This is a genomic window from Pseudobdellovibrionaceae bacterium (assembly GCA_020635075.1).
GTDB lineage: Bacteria > Bdellovibrionota > Bdellovibrionia > Bdellovibrionales > UBA1609 > JADZEO01.
In genome coordinates this window covers 1,746,361-1,763,027 of the sequence record JACKAM010000001.1, presented here as the reverse complement: position 1 = coordinate 1,763,027, position 16,667 = coordinate 1,746,361, and the positions used below count along the sequence as shown (strand labels likewise).

14 protein-coding genes are annotated in these 16,667 nt (G+C 49.9%); 10 read left to right on the top strand and 4 right to left on the bottom strand.

Features of this window, described 5'->3' with window-relative positions:
* The first annotated feature begins 145 nt into the window (after positions 1 to 145).
* Complete coding sequence (locus H6624_07610) at positions 146 to 820, top strand: hypothetical protein (protein MCB9084196.1); 675 nt, start codon at positions 146 to 148, stop codon at positions 818 to 820.
* Entirely contained in the window at positions 814 to 2,706 is a 1,893-nt protein-coding gene (locus tag H6624_07605; GenBank protein ID MCB9084195.1) for an LTA synthase family protein, read from the top strand. Before H6624_07610 ends, H6624_07605 begins: the two co-directional genes overlap by 7 nt.
* Here H6624_07605 and H6624_07600 read toward each other — a convergent pair.
* Positions 2,699 to 3,343 (bottom strand): DUF4360 domain-containing protein, encoded by a 645-nt coding sequence (locus tag H6624_07600; protein MCB9084194.1) that lies wholly within the window; start codon positions 3,341 to 3,343, stop codon positions 2,699 to 2,701. The genes H6624_07605 and H6624_07600 overlap by 8 nt on opposite strands.
* A gap of 197 nt (positions 3,344 to 3,540) precedes the next feature.
* Positions 3,541 to 3,966, bottom strand: a complete 426-nt coding sequence (locus H6624_07595) for a hypothetical protein (GenBank protein ID MCB9084193.1) — start codon at positions 3,964 to 3,966, stop codon at positions 3,541 to 3,543.
* A gap of 144 nt (positions 3,967 to 4,110) precedes the next feature.
* Here H6624_07595 and H6624_07590 point away from each other — a divergent pair, with 144 nt between their 5' ends.
* The 3 genes from H6624_07590 (at position 4,111) to H6624_07580 (ending at position 8,358) form a co-directional block, all read left to right on the top strand.
* A complete protein-coding gene (locus H6624_07590) occupies positions 4,111 to 5,214 on the top strand; it encodes a hypothetical protein (protein ID MCB9084192.1) in 1,104 nt (367 codons plus the stop codon).
* 236 nt (positions 5,215 to 5,450) lie between these two features.
* Positions 5,451 to 7,055 (top strand): DUF1592 domain-containing protein, encoded by a 1,605-nt coding sequence (locus H6624_07585; GenBank protein ID MCB9084191.1) that lies wholly within the window; start codon positions 5,451 to 5,453, stop codon positions 7,053 to 7,055.
* A 1-nt stretch (position 7,056) separates the two neighbouring features.
* The gene (locus tag H6624_07580; GenBank protein MCB9084190.1) at positions 7,057 to 8,358 is read left to right on the top strand and encodes a DUF1552 domain-containing protein; all 1,302 of its coding nucleotides are present in this window, start codon (positions 7,057 to 7,059) and stop codon (positions 8,356 to 8,358) included.
* Positions 8,359 to 8,371: 13 nt separating this feature from the next.
* Here H6624_07580 and H6624_07575 read toward each other — a convergent pair whose 3' ends face one another.
* Positions 8,372 to 9,478, bottom strand: a complete 1,107-nt coding sequence (locus tag H6624_07575) for an endonuclease/exonuclease/phosphatase family protein (protein ID MCB9084189.1) — start codon at positions 9,476 to 9,478, stop codon at positions 8,372 to 8,374.
* A gap of 213 nt (positions 9,479 to 9,691) precedes the next feature.
* Between H6624_07575 and H6624_07570 the strand changes: the two genes are divergently transcribed.
* From H6624_07570 to H6624_07550, 5 genes are all read left to right on the top strand, one after another.
* Positions 9,692 to 10,687: a hypothetical protein gene (locus H6624_07570; protein ID MCB9084188.1), complete on the top strand. Its 996-nt coding sequence runs from the start codon at positions 9,692 to 9,694 to the stop codon at positions 10,685 to 10,687.
* Between the two features lies 1 nt (position 10,688).
* Positions 10,689 to 11,891, top strand: a complete 1,203-nt coding sequence (locus H6624_07565; protein ID MCB9084187.1) for a hypothetical protein — start codon at positions 10,689 to 10,691, stop codon at positions 11,889 to 11,891.
* Positions 11,892 to 11,955: 64 nt separating this feature from the next.
* Positions 11,956 to 13,632 carry an acyl-CoA dehydrogenase family protein gene (locus H6624_07560; protein ID MCB9084186.1) on the top strand — a complete coding sequence of 559 codons (1,677 nt, stop codon included), beginning with the start codon at positions 11,956 to 11,958 and terminating at the stop codon, positions 13,630 to 13,632.
* 383 nt (positions 13,633 to 14,015) lie between these two features.
* A complete protein-coding gene (locus H6624_07555) occupies positions 14,016 to 15,155 on the top strand; it encodes a tetratricopeptide repeat protein (GenBank protein MCB9084185.1) in 1,140 nt (379 codons plus the stop codon).
* A gap of 35 nt (positions 15,156 to 15,190) precedes the next feature.
* Positions 15,191 to 15,790 (top strand): chalcone isomerase family protein, encoded by a 600-nt coding sequence (locus H6624_07550; protein MCB9084184.1) that lies wholly within the window; start codon positions 15,191 to 15,193, stop codon positions 15,788 to 15,790.
* Between the two features lie 12 nt (positions 15,791 to 15,802).
* Here H6624_07550 and H6624_07545 read toward each other — a convergent pair whose 3' ends face one another.
* The gene (locus H6624_07545) at positions 15,803 to 16,594 is read right to left on the bottom strand and encodes a hypothetical protein (protein ID MCB9084183.1); all 792 of its coding nucleotides are present in this window, start codon (positions 16,592 to 16,594) and stop codon (positions 15,803 to 15,805) included.
* Between the last annotated feature and the right edge of the window lie 73 nt (positions 16,595 to 16,667).

Sequence of the window (16,667 nt, the reverse complement as noted above, 5' to 3'; positions counted from 1 at the left end):
AAATGTCGCAGCCCTTGTTGAGAAGTTCGACAGATTTTGAAGACCCAAGTCGAGGCTTTAAAGGCAAACACCGCTTGCCCAGTCTGGATCTCATCTCTAAATTGAGAGGTGCTTGTGAGTTGAATTTCGCGGAAGAGGCTTCGGGGTGTCAGACATCACAAAGGGCAGTTGGGTCAGTCAGGTGGAAACGAGGGGCGAATTTATACGTCGGCCGGCAGAATCCAGTTCGCCAGTGGCCTTGTTGCTTCACGGGTACCAACAAACAGCGGAGCGGTTTTATCAGCGCCTGGCGGACGCGATTCCGCCTGCATTTGAAGTGGTGGCTTTGGACGGCCCCTTTCCCGTTCCCTTTCAGCAGCCAGAGGGTGAATGGCGCCTCGGATATTCCTGGTATTTTTATTCCACTCGGCAGAAATACTACTATATTCCAATCAGTGCTGGTGTCGATTATGTCAGGACATGGCTAAAGTCCCAGCAACTTGAGTCCAGGGTGCAGAAGATAATCGGATTCTCCCAGGGGGGATACCTGGCTCCTTTTTTGGGCAAAACATTGCCCTCGGTGAATCAGGTGGTGGGATTACATTGTCGATTTCGCCACGAAGACTTGGAATCCCCTGGGTCCTTTTACTTGGATGCCATCCATGGTGAGAAAGACTCTTTGGTCGATCCCGAGATGGCCCGGGAGAGCCATCGCCGCCTCCTCGAACAGGGGTGGCAGGGGACTTTTGAGCTGATTCCGGATTTGGGTCATACGATTAGTGGAGAAATGAAAAATCGGTTGACGACCAAACTGGAGTCGAGGAGGGAAGGCCGATGCTGACCCTGTCGGTTTTGTGGAATCGAACTCTCAAAATCTTTGCTGGCCTGATGGGTGTCTACTCACTGCTGCGCCTGTTTTTTTACCTCACCCACATGGATGTATTTGTTGGGGTGGAGTGGAGAGAGATTATAGAAGCCTTTATCCACGGTCTGCGATTTGACATGGTGGCAGTGGTGTTTTCCAATTTCCCGGTTTTTTTGTTACTGCTGTTTCCACCGATCATCCAGGAGATGATTTGGTTTCAACGTCTGAAGTTGCTGTTGTTTATAAGCCTAAACTTGATATTTGTTTCTTGTAACCTGGCAGACATTGAACTCTATCAGTTCACCGGGCGGCGGATGACTCTGGAGCTGTTTAATCTGGCTGATGATATTCAGGATCAGATTTGGCAGATGGCCCTCTATTATTGGTATTTGACTTTTGCAGCCGTGGTGATTGGCTATGGCCTTTATCGCTTGTTTCCCCATTACAATATGTATCAGGTGAAGGAAGTTAGGCCATTATGGAAACGAACCATGGGTGGAGTTTTGCTGTTGCTGATGCTCACCGTAGCCGCAAGGGGGGGGCTGCAGCTGAAACCTTTGAAGACGACGAACGCTTTTATTTTTTCGCATGAGGCTCTGGGGGTTTTGTCCCTCAACACCACCTTCACACTTTTGCGCACCAACAAGGGAGAGGAGCTCAAAAAACGTAGCTACTTTATCGATGAAAGTGAGATCGGCGAGATTCTCCCCGCACCGGTGGTTTGGCCTCATGCGCCGACTCATGAAAATGTGGTATTGATTGTGCTTGAGAGTTTTGCCCTTGAGTTCATGGGGCTTCCTCACGAGGGTAAGGGTTATACCCCCTTCTTGGATGACCTAGCTCTGCGCTCTTACTTTTTTCGCAACAGCTTTGCTAACGGCCGTCGGTCTATTGAAGCAATTCCAAGTCTACTTTCGGGTCTTCCCAGTTGGCTTCAGGATCCATTCATTACTTCAAGCCTGTCGAGCAACAACGTGGAAGGCTTGGGTCACGTTTTGAAAAAGGAAGGTTACCAAACGGCTTTTTTCCATGGTGCTGAAAATGGCACCATGTACTTTGACAGTTATGCTCAGCGAACCGGATTTGATCACTATTTCGGTTTGAACGAATACCCAAATAGGGCGGACTTCGACGGTAACTGGGGGATCTATGATGAACCCTTTCTCAAGTTCACCGTCGATCAGTTGAGCAAGATGCAGACTCCTTTTGGGGTTGTCGTGTTTACCCTGAGCAGTCACCAGCCCTACAGTGTGCCGCAAAAGTATGCGGGCAGGTTTCCCAAGGGCACTCTGGAGATTCATGAAAGCATCGGTTATACGGACTTTGCTCTGAAGAAGTTTTTTGCCTATGCGGAAAAACAGGATTGGTACAAAAACACTTTGTTTGTCCTCACCGCAGACCACACCACCAAGTCGGATCGCCCTGGCTATGAAGATGTGCTGGGGCGCTATCGGGTCCCCATCATGTTTTTTCATCCGGGACGTCTGTTGCCTGAAACGGATCCCGCCCAGCCAGTTCAACACGTGGATGTACCCCTTTCCATCATGCATGTTCTTGGTTTGCGCCCTGAGAAGTGGACGCGACTGGGGCATTCTGTGTTTGATTCCCAGACGTCTTGGGTGATGAATCGATCAGAAAGTGCTTTTTGGTATTTGGATCGAGACTTTTTTTTGTTGTGGAGCGAGGGCAAAGGCGCAGATTTTCACAGCCACGAAGACACGCGTGGGATATCCCCTCTAAAGTTTGTTGAAGAATCAAACGAAAGGCGGCTCAATCGCCGCCTTCACGCTCTTCTTCAGTATTTTTTCAACGGAATGATGGGTAACAACCTGTCGGTCGAGATCCCCGCTGATCCTAATTGATACTGCAGGGTTCAGTCTTAAGCGTGACCGCTGCGGTTTTGACATTCGCTTTGGATGTGCCACCTTTTCCCTTTAACAGGAGCGAGGTGTTTAGGCGCAAGATTCCTTCTTCACCACACTGGGAGACCACTTGAATATTGTCGTCACGAAAGTAGTAGCGACTGGTCTCACCAGAATCGGTGGTTTCGATGGTTCCTTTAACCTCAGGACTTGAGTTGCCGGCGAAAAAGGCTTCCATTTTTGTCTGCAAAGATGTTTCGGCATCCATATCGAAGTAGCCACCCATGGCCGGAGACTCCAGGACCAATCTTTCCCCAGGTGGAAGAGAGAAAGGAATAGCTGCCGAGCAGGCCTGGCGCAAAATCCGGGACGAAGACTTGGATTGATCGAGCTCGTATTCCCAAAAGACAACAATCAAGCGTCCTGAATACTGGCTGTGGAAGACATAGACATTGTCGCCGCCGGGACAGCCGTTACCAGCCACATCCACATCACCCAATTGCACATCGGCCGTTGCTGACTGGAGAAGTCCAAAGGCCATAACTCCGGCCAAGAGCCAACGCCCTAACTTGGATGCTGAGGCGACTGACTGATTCCTGGATTGAATTTGTTGCTTGCGACGAGTTGTTTTTTTCATAGTGGTCTCCCTTGGTTTCACCCTACCCCTTGAAATGAAACTTTAGATCAGTGGCAAGTTGCCACTGATCTTTGTCACGACGGTGAACTGCAATCACTGTGCCCGGGATTAGAGTTCACTTTGGTGTCGGTGCGCACCGCGCGGGGCGACAGACAATTCTAACAATTGCAAGGATTGAGAGGTCTGTTCAAAGAATGCTATTGGGATACGACAGATTGTTCATGGCAATCCAGTTCGAGAAACAGGGTGGGAGAATCCTTCTCGCTAACAAATAAATGGCGAAACCCATTGCGGTAGACCTGATCAGGGGTGGCGTGTTGAACAACAAAGCTCCTCAATCCCTCCCGCACCCTGAATCTCAGGTTAGCCGGAAGTGCAGAGCATTCCTCATATCCTAGGGACAACAACAGGTCGTAAGCCTGTTCCCAATCAAGACTTTGGCCAAAGAGGGATTTGAGTCTCAGGTGGTTGATCTGAGTGCCAATGCTGCCACCTGAAGACTGCCAAGGGGAGTGAATCTCGTCGGTCGGGCCTTCTTCATCCCCATCCTCGTCGGAACACGAGCTGAGTCCTACTGAAAGCAAAACGACACCAAGCAAAACCCACCAATTCCTTCGCTTCAAATCGAACTCCTTGTCTACCAGCTAGTATCTCCCCTATCGGCGATGGAGGGGAGCCCAGAAAAATTTCTAACGCATTCAGTCAATGGGGAGTGTGCTAGACAATCCCCATGGCACCCCCTTATAGCAGAACGGCGGGGAGGGGTTATGCCTAAAATGTTTCGATTTGTCGTCATCCTGGGAAGCTTGATGTTACTGGCTCTAAGCGGATGCACTCCCCCTGATAAGCCCTATGAAACTGTGCATACCAGACGCAACGAAGTGACACCACTATCGGTGGCTGAAAATCCGGGGATTGGTTACACCTACTATCTGAGTGGCCGTCTGCTTCAGGCTCAGTACATTTTGGAAACGGCATTAAAAAAGGGTGAGGCATTGCTTCCCTCCGCCGAGGAAAATCGCAAGTGTCGGCGGGATCGCATTCTCAATTCTGCGAATAAGGGTCGTGAGGTCTTTTACTTCAAGTATCAAAATTGCCAGGTACAGGATGATCGAGTTGAGGCGCGAGTCTTTGGTGAAGAGAGATATGAAACCCTCTCTGCTTCTCGTGGAGCTGATGGTCAGCAAGGGGAGGTATTGGATCACCTGAGCTATACCACTGAGGATCTGGCCGTAGATTTGAAGCCCCTTAAGGGCGTTGATTTGGCTTTGGAGAAAAAGGCCGAAATCAGTGAGAGGCTGTCGATGGTTGCGGACTTGGTGACCTCGGGATCATTTGTGGATGAGCAGGGAGCAACCCAGTGGGAAGATAAGTATAGCTTTTATTTCCGCACTGCCTCTGGCAACGAGGTCTTTCAGGATCTCATTCTGGGTGATATGTCAGCCAAAGAGAACATGACAGAGACCTTTCAGGTTTTTGGTTTTTTCACTGTTCGTGACGGCAAGGTGGTGTCTTTTTCTGATGGCGAATTGCGACTGAACACCAGTGGCTCACGAAAGCTGAGGTCCAAAGACCGATCGGTGGACTTCTCCAAATACGGCACCACCAAGATCGTCTTGTCGACCTATGCTGATAGTCCATTGGCGATTGCCGGCACTTGTAGTTTTCCTGAGGGCCGATTGCGCCGAGTGGTCTTTGAAATTCCCAGGATCTCCAATCCTCCTGAAGAAGACAAGAAAGCCACCAGAGCCTACGATTTCAAGGGTGACAGCCTGATTGAACTTCGCACAGGCCACCAACTGGGATGGACCGGCTGCTTAGCTGAGTCCTGGGGGCGGGCTCTCCCTTACGGGCAAATGTTTTTGCGCTAAATTTTTAGCCAGATAATTCAATAAGTTAGGGTTAATCTGTCAAAATCTAGGGTGACTGTCAAAGCCGCCACCGACCTGTTCTATTGCTGAACAAGTGGTTAAGCCCTCTCACTGGAAACTCCACCCTCGGGGTGGAGAGTTGGCCCTGTCGTTGCAACCTTACACTTGCAGGTTGGAGATCCTTGGTTGGATTTCAAATGTCATCTTGAGCGAAGAAGTGATGTCAGGAGGTAGCCGTGCGGCGGTTGTATGATGCGACCACTCGGATGCCTTGGCTGGTTTTCTCTGTGTTGTTTGGGTTTATTTCTTTAGGGTTTAACAACTGCAGTGAACCGTTTCGAGCCAAGTCATTAGGTAGTTCAGCACCCAGTTCCATGCAGGTTCTCGGTCTAAAGACAGTGAGCGATTTGAAATTCTACACTCGCTTAACTAAGGGCGAATACCGATATGTGACACGGGATCTCCTTGACGGTATGAGTGCGGGAACGATCTCTGATATGGATAACGTCATCAACGGATTTACTGAGAATCTCTATGATGGCTCATACAAGAACCACACCTTGGTGAATACTTACCCCAATATTGAAAAGGATCAGTTCGAGTTTGCCCGTAAGCTGGCGGGCTATTTTGTTTCCTCTAATCTTTTCAAACGCCTGTGTCCGGCAGCGGGCTCCTGCGCAGACTCTTTGTTGCAAAATCTTTTGCCACGCATGTGGAAGAAGTCCTTGAGTACACAGGAACAGGCTAATCTGAAGAACTTTTACAACTCCTATACGACGGCTGACCGAGATTTTTATTTTCTATTCCGTGTCTTCGCATCCCCCTTCTTTCACTACAAGATTTTTAATGCCAATGAAGGAGATCCGTTGAAGCGCAGTTTTAAGATTGGCAACTTACTTTCTTATTATATCACCGGCTCCTATCCGGATGATGAATTACAGAATGATATCGAAGCAGGAAAGCTCGTTGATGAGCAGGTTATCCGTGATCATGTCGAGCGCCTGCTTCAGGCTTCCCCGGTGCGCTTTGCAGAGATGTTTGTCCTTCAATGGCTCAAGGTCAGCACCTTGATGTCATCAACAACAAAATATAAAAATGTATTTGTGTCAGACATCATGCTGGAGCCGGCTCTGATCTTTGCTCAACTGATGGGTGACGGAGACTACATATCCTCGTTAATGGAGCTCAAATACAACGTGGTTAATCCGGGGTTAGCCGGTCTATATGGAATTTCGGGGATCACTAGCGGATGGTCCCGAGGGCAGGGGACCAAAACCTTGTTCGGAACAGCTTTTATGTCCTATCTGACGGCCGACCACGACACCGACAATCCCAACCCCATTCGCCGTGGTTCTTATGTGGTGAATTATCTGTTGTGTAAGGATATTCAATTTCCCACCAGTGCGATTCAGGAAAAAGTCGACGAAGTCGTGAACAACGCCCCTATGGACCTGTCTCCTCCGGCGCGCATGGCATATTTTCGAGGTTTTCCCGCCTGTGCTAGTTGCCATGACCAATTTGATCACCACGGCCTGGCTCTAGAGGAAATTGGTGTCTTTGGCGCAACACGCACAAAATACTACACCGGACATGACGTGGTGGCGACGGGTCGGGTGGAAGGCATACAATTCAACAACTCCCTGGAATTTGTCGGCAAACTGGCTCGCAGTGAGGCCTTTAACACCTGCTTTGCCAGCCAGGTTTACAATTACATCACATCCAGTCCCTATACTCAGGGGTTTAATGCCATCGAGAAGTCGGACGTAAAACCAGCGATAGCAGGTAAATCTATCAGGCAGGTGGTTGCCGAGATGGTGGTCCGCGGATTGGGAGGGCTTTAATATGACTCACAAAATAGATCGACGTCAGTTTTTGGTGGGCATGGGATTACTAAAAACCTTAGGCCCCATACAATTGCTCAGTCTCCTGGGTAAGCTGGACCAGGCCTATGCGGCCAGTGATCGCAAGTATTTGATCACCATTCGCACAATCTTTGACTTCTGGGACAAGAGCCGGACCAATTTTAACAACGACCTGGGGCCATTGAAGAGCTATCAGTCGCAAATGACCATCGCCACTGGTTTGGGTGCCATGGGTGATGGCAGTGAATACCACAATGGTAAGCAAAAGCGCTATGCGACCGCTTGTCGCCCTGGAAACCGCGACAACACCACCTACGGAGGAGGAGCTTTTAACGGCAAGTCCTTTGACGTGGTGGTTGGCCAGCACCTCAGGAGTCAGCACAAATCAAAGGTAGATGTCCTTGTGCTGGGGGCCTTTCCTTACTCGAGTCTGCAAACCACCTTTGAAACCATTTCCTTCGCTAACAAGAGTCAATACATTAGGCCCGAGTATGACATGAATCGTGTTCTCAACAACATCAAAGGAGACTCCAAGGTATGCGGCAGTCAGCCGGTCAATCAGACTCCTGAGCTGTTGGGAAAGGAAAATAAGGTTATCGATCAGGTGATGTTGGATATCAGCCGAACCCAGGCAGGATTAGATACAGAAACCAAGGAACAGCTACAATCTTTGGAGTCCAAGTTTGCCGGTGTTAAAGCGACCAATGAACAGAAGATTCAGGATGCGGTGGACTTTGCTGCCACATGTATCAAGATTCGTGAGAACCCGCTGTCCCACTCCTACTCGCGTGGGGCGACCGTGGCTTCCAAATTTGATCCTCAATTGAGGGCAATGAATCATCGTGCGGCCCTGGCTCTCAAACTTAACTACGCCCGATCGGTGACGCTCAATTACAATTTTAGCGGCCATGGTCAGGGTGGAGTTCGTGGATATCATGATCACACTCACCCCGGGGGATTCACACGCTCGCCAACGACAGAGGAAAGAAATGCCCTCTATGAGATTTCGGCCTTCCAGGTGCAGATGTTTGCCCACTTATTGAAGGAGCTTGCGGATATGGGCATCCTCAATGAAACCTTGATCGTCTATTCTCCACACGAGAGACCCACTCACGATCATCGGGATGTCCCCATTGTTGCCTATGGAGCAAATCGAAAGGGAACCTTTGCGGTTTCAAATCGCTATAATCACGATGTGGGTCGAGACGTGCTCTCTCACTTCAGCGTGCCCAACGCCGGAAGCTTCGGAGGAGAGACCGCACGCGGTGGTATTCTCGCCTAAGAAGTTAAATCGACTAATGGGCTGCTTGTGCTGGGGGCTTCTTTTTGGGCCTCAGCCAGCCCATGATGGGCCAGTGGTCGCTGACGCCAACGGGGCCGTGTGATTCAAAGCGTGCTGGCGACAACCAACGATTGACTTGGTACTTGCTCTCAGTGGGAATGTAAATGGAGTCAGGCTCAATGTACCAGCCAGCCGATCCACTTTGTGACATCTCCTTTGAAAAGACCAGGGCGTCTAGGAAGGACCAGGATCTCTTGGTGTGATAGTAGTTTGTCCCGCGACAGCCCTTACAGCCAATCAAATGAGAAATTTGAAAGTCCTTTGCTAGGCGGGTACGGTATTGTCCAGCCTTGGCTTCTTCCTCGGCGGCAATATTGAAGTCGCCGCCCGCCATATACATCCTGCCGGCAGGCAGTTTATTCTTAAGCTTAATCAAATGATCAATGGCCTGTTCTCGCCAGTACTGGGGGTTAGAGGGTGATGGGAAATGGACTCCAAATATGGTGAGGGTTTCCCCATCAGGGAGTCTAAGATTAGTTTGTAGTATGCCACGACTTTTCTCCATCCACTCCTGGTCTTTTTCGCTTTTGCCTTTAAAGGGAATAACGTGGAGCTGGGCCGGCTCGGCTTGGGGGAGGCGCGACATCAGAGCTACATCAATCCCCCTCTTGTCGGGCCCCTCGATTAATACCAGCGTTTGATAGTTGGCCTTTTTCAAATAGCCGTCACGCAAGCGTTTCAGGACCCTTTCATTTTCCACTTCTTCCATCATAAGAATATCGGGACCCCGCCCATCATTGACCTGCAAGATGACATCCGCCAGGCGTTGCATTTTGCGCTCAAGAATCTCATTTGACCAATCCATGTTTAAACAGGACTGAAGATATCTGGTTCCTTGTTCCTCACAGGCCTGGCGATGCTCGGACGATTTCTTTTTGAAATCCAGTGGCAAATAGGCCCAATCATTGCGATTAGGATCATGGACAGTATCGAATAGGTTTTCCACGTTGTAGGCCATGACGGATACCACGCCTGGCTCTTGGCCCTTGTGAGCCTTGTGATTCGTTGTGGCGCAGCCCGCCAGGGTCAATAGGAGAAGCAGTCCAAAAAATTTTTTCACGGCGTTTTCCCTTATTTTGCTCCCAGGAAGGGAGTCGCTCAAAACACTTACAAGCCGACTTCGGGATAACACTTGGCCGACCGCAGATTCAATCCTTTTGCCTTGCAACATAGTGGCATCCATGGGAGAAATCCGGGGCGAGGCCTAAAACCTAGGCGTGGCGGCCATTTGCGGCCTTTCTTGTCCGATCTGGGATTGCTGGGGGAACTGAAAATGACCATGAAGATCCGCTTTTTTGTGACAGCCCTTATCGCTATGAGCGTGAGCCTAGGGGCAGGGGCCCAGGAGCCCGTTTCAGCACCGAGTCAGGATGGGACAGGTGAGATCTCAACTGACGTGGATGGGGAGTTGGTGGATTCGGCTTTGCCCACCGAGCGCAAGCCTCTGGTTCCTCTGACGGAGCAAGACAAGCAGAGTAATAAGCGCTCCCCCTTTTCTTTTGGCTATTTCAACTGGACAACAGTAAATGCCAAAGACTACCGGGAAGGTGATGGGCAGTTTTCTTCATACAACTTTGTGTCCATTGACTACCGTTTAAGCTACGACAGCAAAGTTTCATTTCGTCCGGTCTTTTTTCTTTCTAGTGCAGGTAAGGATTTTTTTGGTGAAGATGTCGAGTCCGACCTGGCTATGGGTGATGCCTATTTTCAGTACTTTCACTACAACCTGGCCTTGTTGCCCGGTGACATTGGATTGATTGGTGCTTTGCGCTTGTATTTACCACTTAGTGATAATTCCAAAGACAATAAAATGCTGACTCGGGTTCAGGCCCGGTTATTGTTCACCACTCCCTTGGCTCGTGGAGTGGAGTTAGCCTATCACATGTATCCTGGCTACTACTTCTACTCCCAGAGGGGAACAGTGAATTACTTTGGTGCGGCCAAAGGCAACAAACAGGCCGAGTTGGAGCACTTTCTCGAGTTGAGCGAAAGAGTGACGCAAAAATTGGGATTTAGCCAGCGAGTGGGAATTACCCATGAGTGGAAGTACGATGTTCCATCGCAAAATGTGTCCTCCAAAAGAGACGAGTTCCTGAACGTCAGCCTGATGGGATCCTATGATGTAGGACCTGTTAACTTTCGTGCCGGTGTGATCAATGACATCAAATTGCGAGAGTTCTCCAAATCGGCCAAAGCCAAACAATTGCCTCTCAAGTTGTTCCGTGAAGAGGAACTGCAATACTCTCTTATGACCTACGTGCGTTTCTAGAATGACCAGATATTTTTGGTTGCTGCTGACTTTTCTATTCTGTGCACTCAGCTTTGCCACAGATGATGCCGAATTGGTGGTGAAGCTCGGTCAGGGCCGTGCAAGTGTGTCCTCCTATGGGTTTGAAATCCCCGAAAACTGGCAGAGAAAGCTTGAAACAGATCTGATGACCGACCGGGATTTGGCCGACCGGCTGATTTCCTCGGCCACCACGGAAGTCAGATTGAGCGGACCTGCGTTGGATGGGGTGGAAAGCAAACTGAGTTCAACCCCCGAGGCGGCAATTGAAGAAATCATGACTATGATTCGTCTTCAGGTACTGGGAACCTCAGGTCGATCTAGCCAACGTGGTGGCGGGACCGAGCTGGGGAACGAGAATCGCCGTGTGGTTGTGGGGGGACGTTTTGAGTTGAAGGAAGGTGAAAGCCTTGAAGAGTTGGTTATCCTAGGCGGTCAGGCCGAAATCCGTGGTAAGGTGGCTCGCCTCAGCGTGATGGGCGGTCGCGTCCACCTGTACCCCTCGTCCGAGGTGACCGAAGATCTGACTAATGTAGGAGGGCAGGTCAAGGTCGAGCCCGGTGCGAAGATTCAAGGGGAGCCTTACGAAGTGTCGACTCCTTTTGATGATTCATTTCGTTTCTTTTTTGAGTCTCATGATACCTGGGACCCGACAGAGTATTTTAAGAGTGCCACATGGCTATGGGGCTTTCGGCTCTTTAAGCTTTTTGGCATTTTGATTGTGACTTTGATTCTAGTGCAGTTGGCTCCCGACTTCTTTGCTGATGCAAAACGGAATTTACAGGATTCGGCCGTTGCCTGTGGACTGTGGGGGCTTCTCTACGCGATCACTTACATTCCTGTGGCCATCGTCTTGACGATCACTTTGCTGGGGATCACCCTCTTGCCGGTGCAGTTTTTCTTTTCCCTCTACCTGGTGACAATTGGCTGTGCAGCGACCATGGTATTCCTTATTGGACGCGCTAGGTTTGCGCAGGGCAAGCACCTGTTGGCGCAAGTGGGGCTTGCAGTTGTCGTCTTTGAGGTGATCGGTTGGATTCCTGTCGCCGGATCTGTCTGGCATGTCCTGGTGAGTCTAGTGGGTCTGGGAGCTACATTCCAGGTGATTTGGCGACGCATATGGAAAAAGAAATCTCAGTCGATGGGTCATAGTCATCCCGTTGGGCCAGAGGGGGATAAGATCTAGGCTAGGCATTGCCTTTACTTTGATCCCCCCTGTACACTTTTTGATGCTATAGGAGGGATTCAGGATGACGGATTTTTTTCAAGACCCACCCGCATTTTCCAATACCTATCAGGAAGACCGCCTGCTTCAGGCTTTTATCAAATGGAGAATGCCGGCAGAGTTTTATTCAATGGTGAACGAGGACCTCATGTCCCTGGGTAACAAGGCCTGTGGCGAATTTCTTGACCTGGCTCGGGAGGCGCAGCGGGACCTGCCTGAGCACATTCCCTTCGGAGCCTGGGGGCATCGGCAGGACCAACTTAAGATGTCTCAAGCCTGGGACAAACTCCATCGCATCTCAGCTGAAGAAGGCATGGTGGCCATTGGCTATGCTCGTGAACAGGGCTCTTGGTCCCGGCTCTATCAGTTTGCTAAGCTCTATTTGTTTCATCCAAGTTCAGCTTTTTACACCTGCCCCCTGGCGATGGCCGACGGGGCTGCCCGGGTGATGGAGGTCTACGCCTCTTCATCAGTCAGAGATCGGTTTTATCCCCGATTGACCACTCGTGACCCAAATCAGTTTTGGACTTCGGGTCAATGGATGTCGGAGAAGACCGGAGGCAGCGATGTGGGACGTACAGAAACCATTGCTAAGGAAACTGGGAATGGAAACTTTGAGCTACACGGTACCAAATGGTTTTGTTCGGCAACCACCAGCAAGATGGCCTTGGGCTTGGGTCGCCCTGAAGGTGCGGTCCCTGGGAGCAAAGGATTAAGTCTTTTTGCCATGGAAGTTTTTGACCAGGAGGGCAATTTTGATCGTGTTCGGGTGTTAAGGTTAAAGGACAAGATGGGCACGAAGGCCCTGCCGACGGCGGAACTTGAGCTTCATGGTATTCCCGCTGTTATGGTTGGCAATCCGGGCCAGGGAGTCAAAACCGTGGCGACCATGCTCAACATCACTCGCATGTACAATTCCATATGTGCCGTTGGTCAGTGTGCGCGGATTTTTCAAATTGCCCGCGATTTTTCCCGGAGACGAGAGGCCTTTGGTCAAGTGCTGCGGGAGCACTCTCTGCATGTGGATACATTGGCCGATTTCTATGCATGGTGGTCTTTGGGAACGGTCTTAACTTTGGAATTGGCTCATTTGTTGGGACGTGACGAAACTGGTGATGCCAGTGAGGGGGAGAAAGCGGTTCTACGTTTACTCACCCCGGTGGTGAAACTCTATACGGGCAAGTTAGCGGTGGCTTTTACCAGTGAGCTGCTGGAGTGCTTTGGTGGAGCCGGCTATATGGAAGACACGGAAATCCCCATACTCTTTCGGGATGCTCAGGTGTTCCCTATTTGGGAGGGTACCACCAACGTATTGAGCCTCGATGTCTTGAGAGTTTTGCGCAATCCTGAAAACTTGGAACTATATTTTGTGGAAATTCAGGAGAAATTGAAGAAGGTGACGGGACTTAAAGAAGAGCGAGCTTGGGTAGAAAAGGCTCTTATGAATTTACAGAGTCACGTGGCCTGGATGAAGTCGGCCAGTGAGGATGAGGTTCAGGCGGGTGCGCGCAGCCTGGCTTGGACGCTGGGACAGATTTTCGCCGCTGCCACTTTGCTGGAAATGGCGGAAGGAGTGTCGGATCCTGGGCTGAAGAATTGGGTTGCACTATTAGCTCGTCGCCTAAAAAGTCGCCCTTTGGCACCGCTCACCACGCCAACGACTGAAGAAATCAAGGCGGGTGAAGACCTGATTATGTTTTAAGAGGGTGCCAAAAAGACGCAGGTCCAGTGACAATATTTTGTCACTTCCACCCTGGTCTTTAGTGGAGGCGGTGGGTCTTTGTGCGGGTGGTAACCCCACAATTGGTACACAGGGCTTCCTCCCTTAAACTGCAATTGTCTGGGTGAAGACAGATCTGAATCATCAGAGGAGCTTCGCATAGTGGGCAGTGGTTCTGAATTTCAATGAATAGTTGGTGTCGCGTCGAGAGTTGAGATTTTGACGGTTGTTGGTGTAGATCCATTTTATTCCTCCGCAGGATGACATCAGATGAAGTATGCAAAATCAGTTCACCGCCTTTGGTCGGGCGAGCAAACTGTTTCCTGCGTTGCGCAAGATGCAACTTTTAGGCAGAATGGGACATTGTGAAAACCACTAAGAATGTTCTTCCTGAGAACTGTCCGCAGTGCGGTAGTCCCCAGCTAGATCGAGAAAATCCCTTTGGTAAAATTGAGTGCCAAAACTGCTATTGGCTGGCGGATATCAGTGACTATGCGGTCGGGCCGGAGAGTAACTGGCGTACATTGGGGAAAGGAATTTATCTTTCTACCTTAGTGGGATTGACCTTATTTATGGGTATCCAGTTGGTGCTTTGGCAGAAGTTTTCACTTGAGGTTTCCTGGATTCTCGTCAAGCGGATCACCCGCCAGGCAGATGTGGAAGACTGGTTGGATATGGGCGCAATCTGCAACTCCCTGGAGAAGTTTGAATGTTCTGTACATGCCTTTTCCCAAGTGATTGGCAAGCAGCCACGCAACCGGCAGGCCCTGGCAAATTTGGCCATTGCCAATTGTCAACTGGGGGATTGGAAGCAGGCGCAACGATTTTTCGAGGCCTACTTTTCATTAGGCGGTGAGGCCTTTGATACCATGTTTTGGTACGCTCGAACCCTTAGCCGGTTGGGTGAAAAAGAGCGCGGTCTGGAGTGGTACTACAAGACGCTGACCCAAAAAGCAGACTTTCTTGAAGCGGCAACGGAGCTTGTTGACCATCTCATGACGTTGGAAAGATATGAGGAAGCCCTCGCCTTTATTGCTCACCTTACCGGGGGCCATCCTGAGCGTGATGTCTATTGGGGGCAAAAGGTGGTGAGTGTTAATGCCTTCATGCAGGGACATGAAAGCAAACGAAAAGAGGAGCTATTGGAGGATTTCAAGGTTCCATCCTTGAATGGAGATAACTACTTTTTACCAATTTGGACAGAGGACCGAGGTAATGTCCAATTTGTTTTGGTGGATGAAGGCCAAAATGATGTGATCTTTCCCCGCCATGCGGTTGATGTTCGGTTGATCGAGAAGGTTATGGAAAAGAAGGATCTCAAGACAGACGATGAGGTGAACGCAGTGGAGATTCCCCGTTTGCGGGTAGGACCCTGGTGGCTGGAGGACGTGCGGGTATCCCTGTGTGATGACTGCCAGATGCGAATGGGTAGAGGGTTACTCAATCAGTTGAATATGAAGGAATGGGAACGCTTTGGTGTTGATTTTTTGGTTTTTTCCAGATGAACTAGTGGCGCGCATTAGATGATAGGAGTATCAGTATGTTTTGGTTGAAAACGATCGTAAGTTTGGTTGCAATGATTTCTCTGACTGCACAGGCCGGTGAAATGTACGGTGTTAAGATGGATGAGGGAATGAAGGTCGGAGAAAAGGCTCTAGTCCTCAACGGCATGGCTCTGCGTAAGGTTCGCAAATTTGGCATCCCAATTAAGGTTTATATTGCCGGACTTTACCTTGAAGCCAAGACGGATGATTCGGATAAGATCTTGGGTGCCCCAGCTATAAAGCATTTGGAAATGGAGTTTGTGCGAACTGTTGAAAAAGAGAAAATCACCAATGCTTGGGACGAGGCCGTCTTTAAGGGCTGTGTGGAAGATTGCAGCAACTACAAAGGTCCACTGAAAGAATTCAATGCCTTTATGGGTGAAATGCGCAAGGGCCAAAGGATCTCCGTGACCTTCTATCCTGACAAGGTCGAAGTCAACCAGGTGGGTCGAACTCCAAAGAAGGGCACCATCGAGAGTGCGGCTTTTTCCAAGAATCTTCTGGCCATTTTTATAGGCCCCAAGATGTTCAGCAAAGAGGTGAAAGAATCATTGCTGGGCAAGGGAGAAAAAGAGGATAAAGGGGACGAAAAGTAGATAGGCACCCTACTACTGAGCTCCCACACCCTTCTGGAGGGCCGGAGCAATGGCGCTCCCCTCGACATGTTTAATTTCTCCAAATTGACAATAGTCCATCCACTTGGCCTGATGGCGAAAGGATCTATCCGGATAAAACCGATCCGGTCCTCGAGCAAAAAAGTCGGATTCGTCGGCCATCGCGGCAGCCACCTTTTCGGGGTAGTCACGACTTCCAGGTCGTAGGTCTTCGATGTGAAAAGATTTGTAGAGTACGACTTTGGACGACTCATCCAAGCCAGGTGGAACAACCTCTGGATACTGCTGGCTGGCGGTGCGTAGGTTTTCGCGAGCCTTTTGCGCCAAGTGAACCGCCAGGCCAGGACTCTGATTGATTGAAGATAGGTAACGACAGTTTGCCAATTGATATTGAACTTCGTCGAAATCCGCGCTGTGGGTCAATGAGTCACAAGAATTCTCTCGAATTTTTGCCAGATGCATGACATCGGAGTGACGCTTCAAGACGGCCGCAATTTCAACTAGCAGATGTAACCGAATGCGGGTGTGAAACCTTAATTCCTTTCTTGCGGCGAGAGAGACCAGGTGAGGTGAGTCTTCGATAGCAAGTATGTTTTTAATTTCCTCATCGAGGGTCTTATTGAGGACATCGTCGGGAAGAAGAAAGACCTGTGGGTTCGCACAATAGGTCTGATTCAAAAGGCGGCGAATTGCAAACTCTTGGGCAATAGGAGATGACGCCCAGGCATTGGCCTGGCTGAAAATGAGCCCGACTAAGAAGCCAATCAGGTTAATCGATCGCATCATCTAATCACCACCTCACCTCCATGATATTCAACACTTATGCCGCCTGAAATGTCTCAGAATGAGACGTGAGCGT

Coding starts and splice junctions, on each gene's coding strand:
- H6624_07565 (MCB9084187.1), top strand. CDS start 10,689: ATGACCAGATATTTTTGGTTGCTGCTGACTTTTCTATTCTGTGCACTC.
- H6624_07545 (MCB9084183.1), bottom strand. CDS start 16,594: ATGATGCGATCGATTAACCTGATTGGCTTCTTAGTCGGGCTCATTTTC.
- H6624_07590 (MCB9084192.1), top strand. CDS start 4,111: ATGCCTAAAATGTTTCGATTTGTCGTCATCCTGGGAAGCTTGATGTTA.
- H6624_07570 (MCB9084188.1), top strand. CDS start 9,692: ATGACCATGAAGATCCGCTTTTTTGTGACAGCCCTTATCGCTATGAGC.
- H6624_07580 (MCB9084190.1), top strand. CDS start 7,057: ATGACTCACAAAATAGATCGACGTCAGTTTTTGGTGGGCATGGGATTA.
- H6624_07560 (MCB9084186.1), top strand. CDS start 11,956: ATGACGGATTTTTTTCAAGACCCACCCGCATTTTCCAATACCTATCAG.
- H6624_07550 (MCB9084184.1), top strand. CDS start 15,191: ATGTTTTGGTTGAAAACGATCGTAAGTTTGGTTGCAATGATTTCTCTG.
- H6624_07605 (MCB9084195.1), top strand. CDS start 814: ATGCTGACCCTGTCGGTTTTGTGGAATCGAACTCTCAAAATCTTTGCT.
- H6624_07600 (MCB9084194.1), bottom strand. CDS start 3,343: ATGAAAAAAACAACTCGTCGCAAGCAACAAATTCAATCCAGGAATCAG.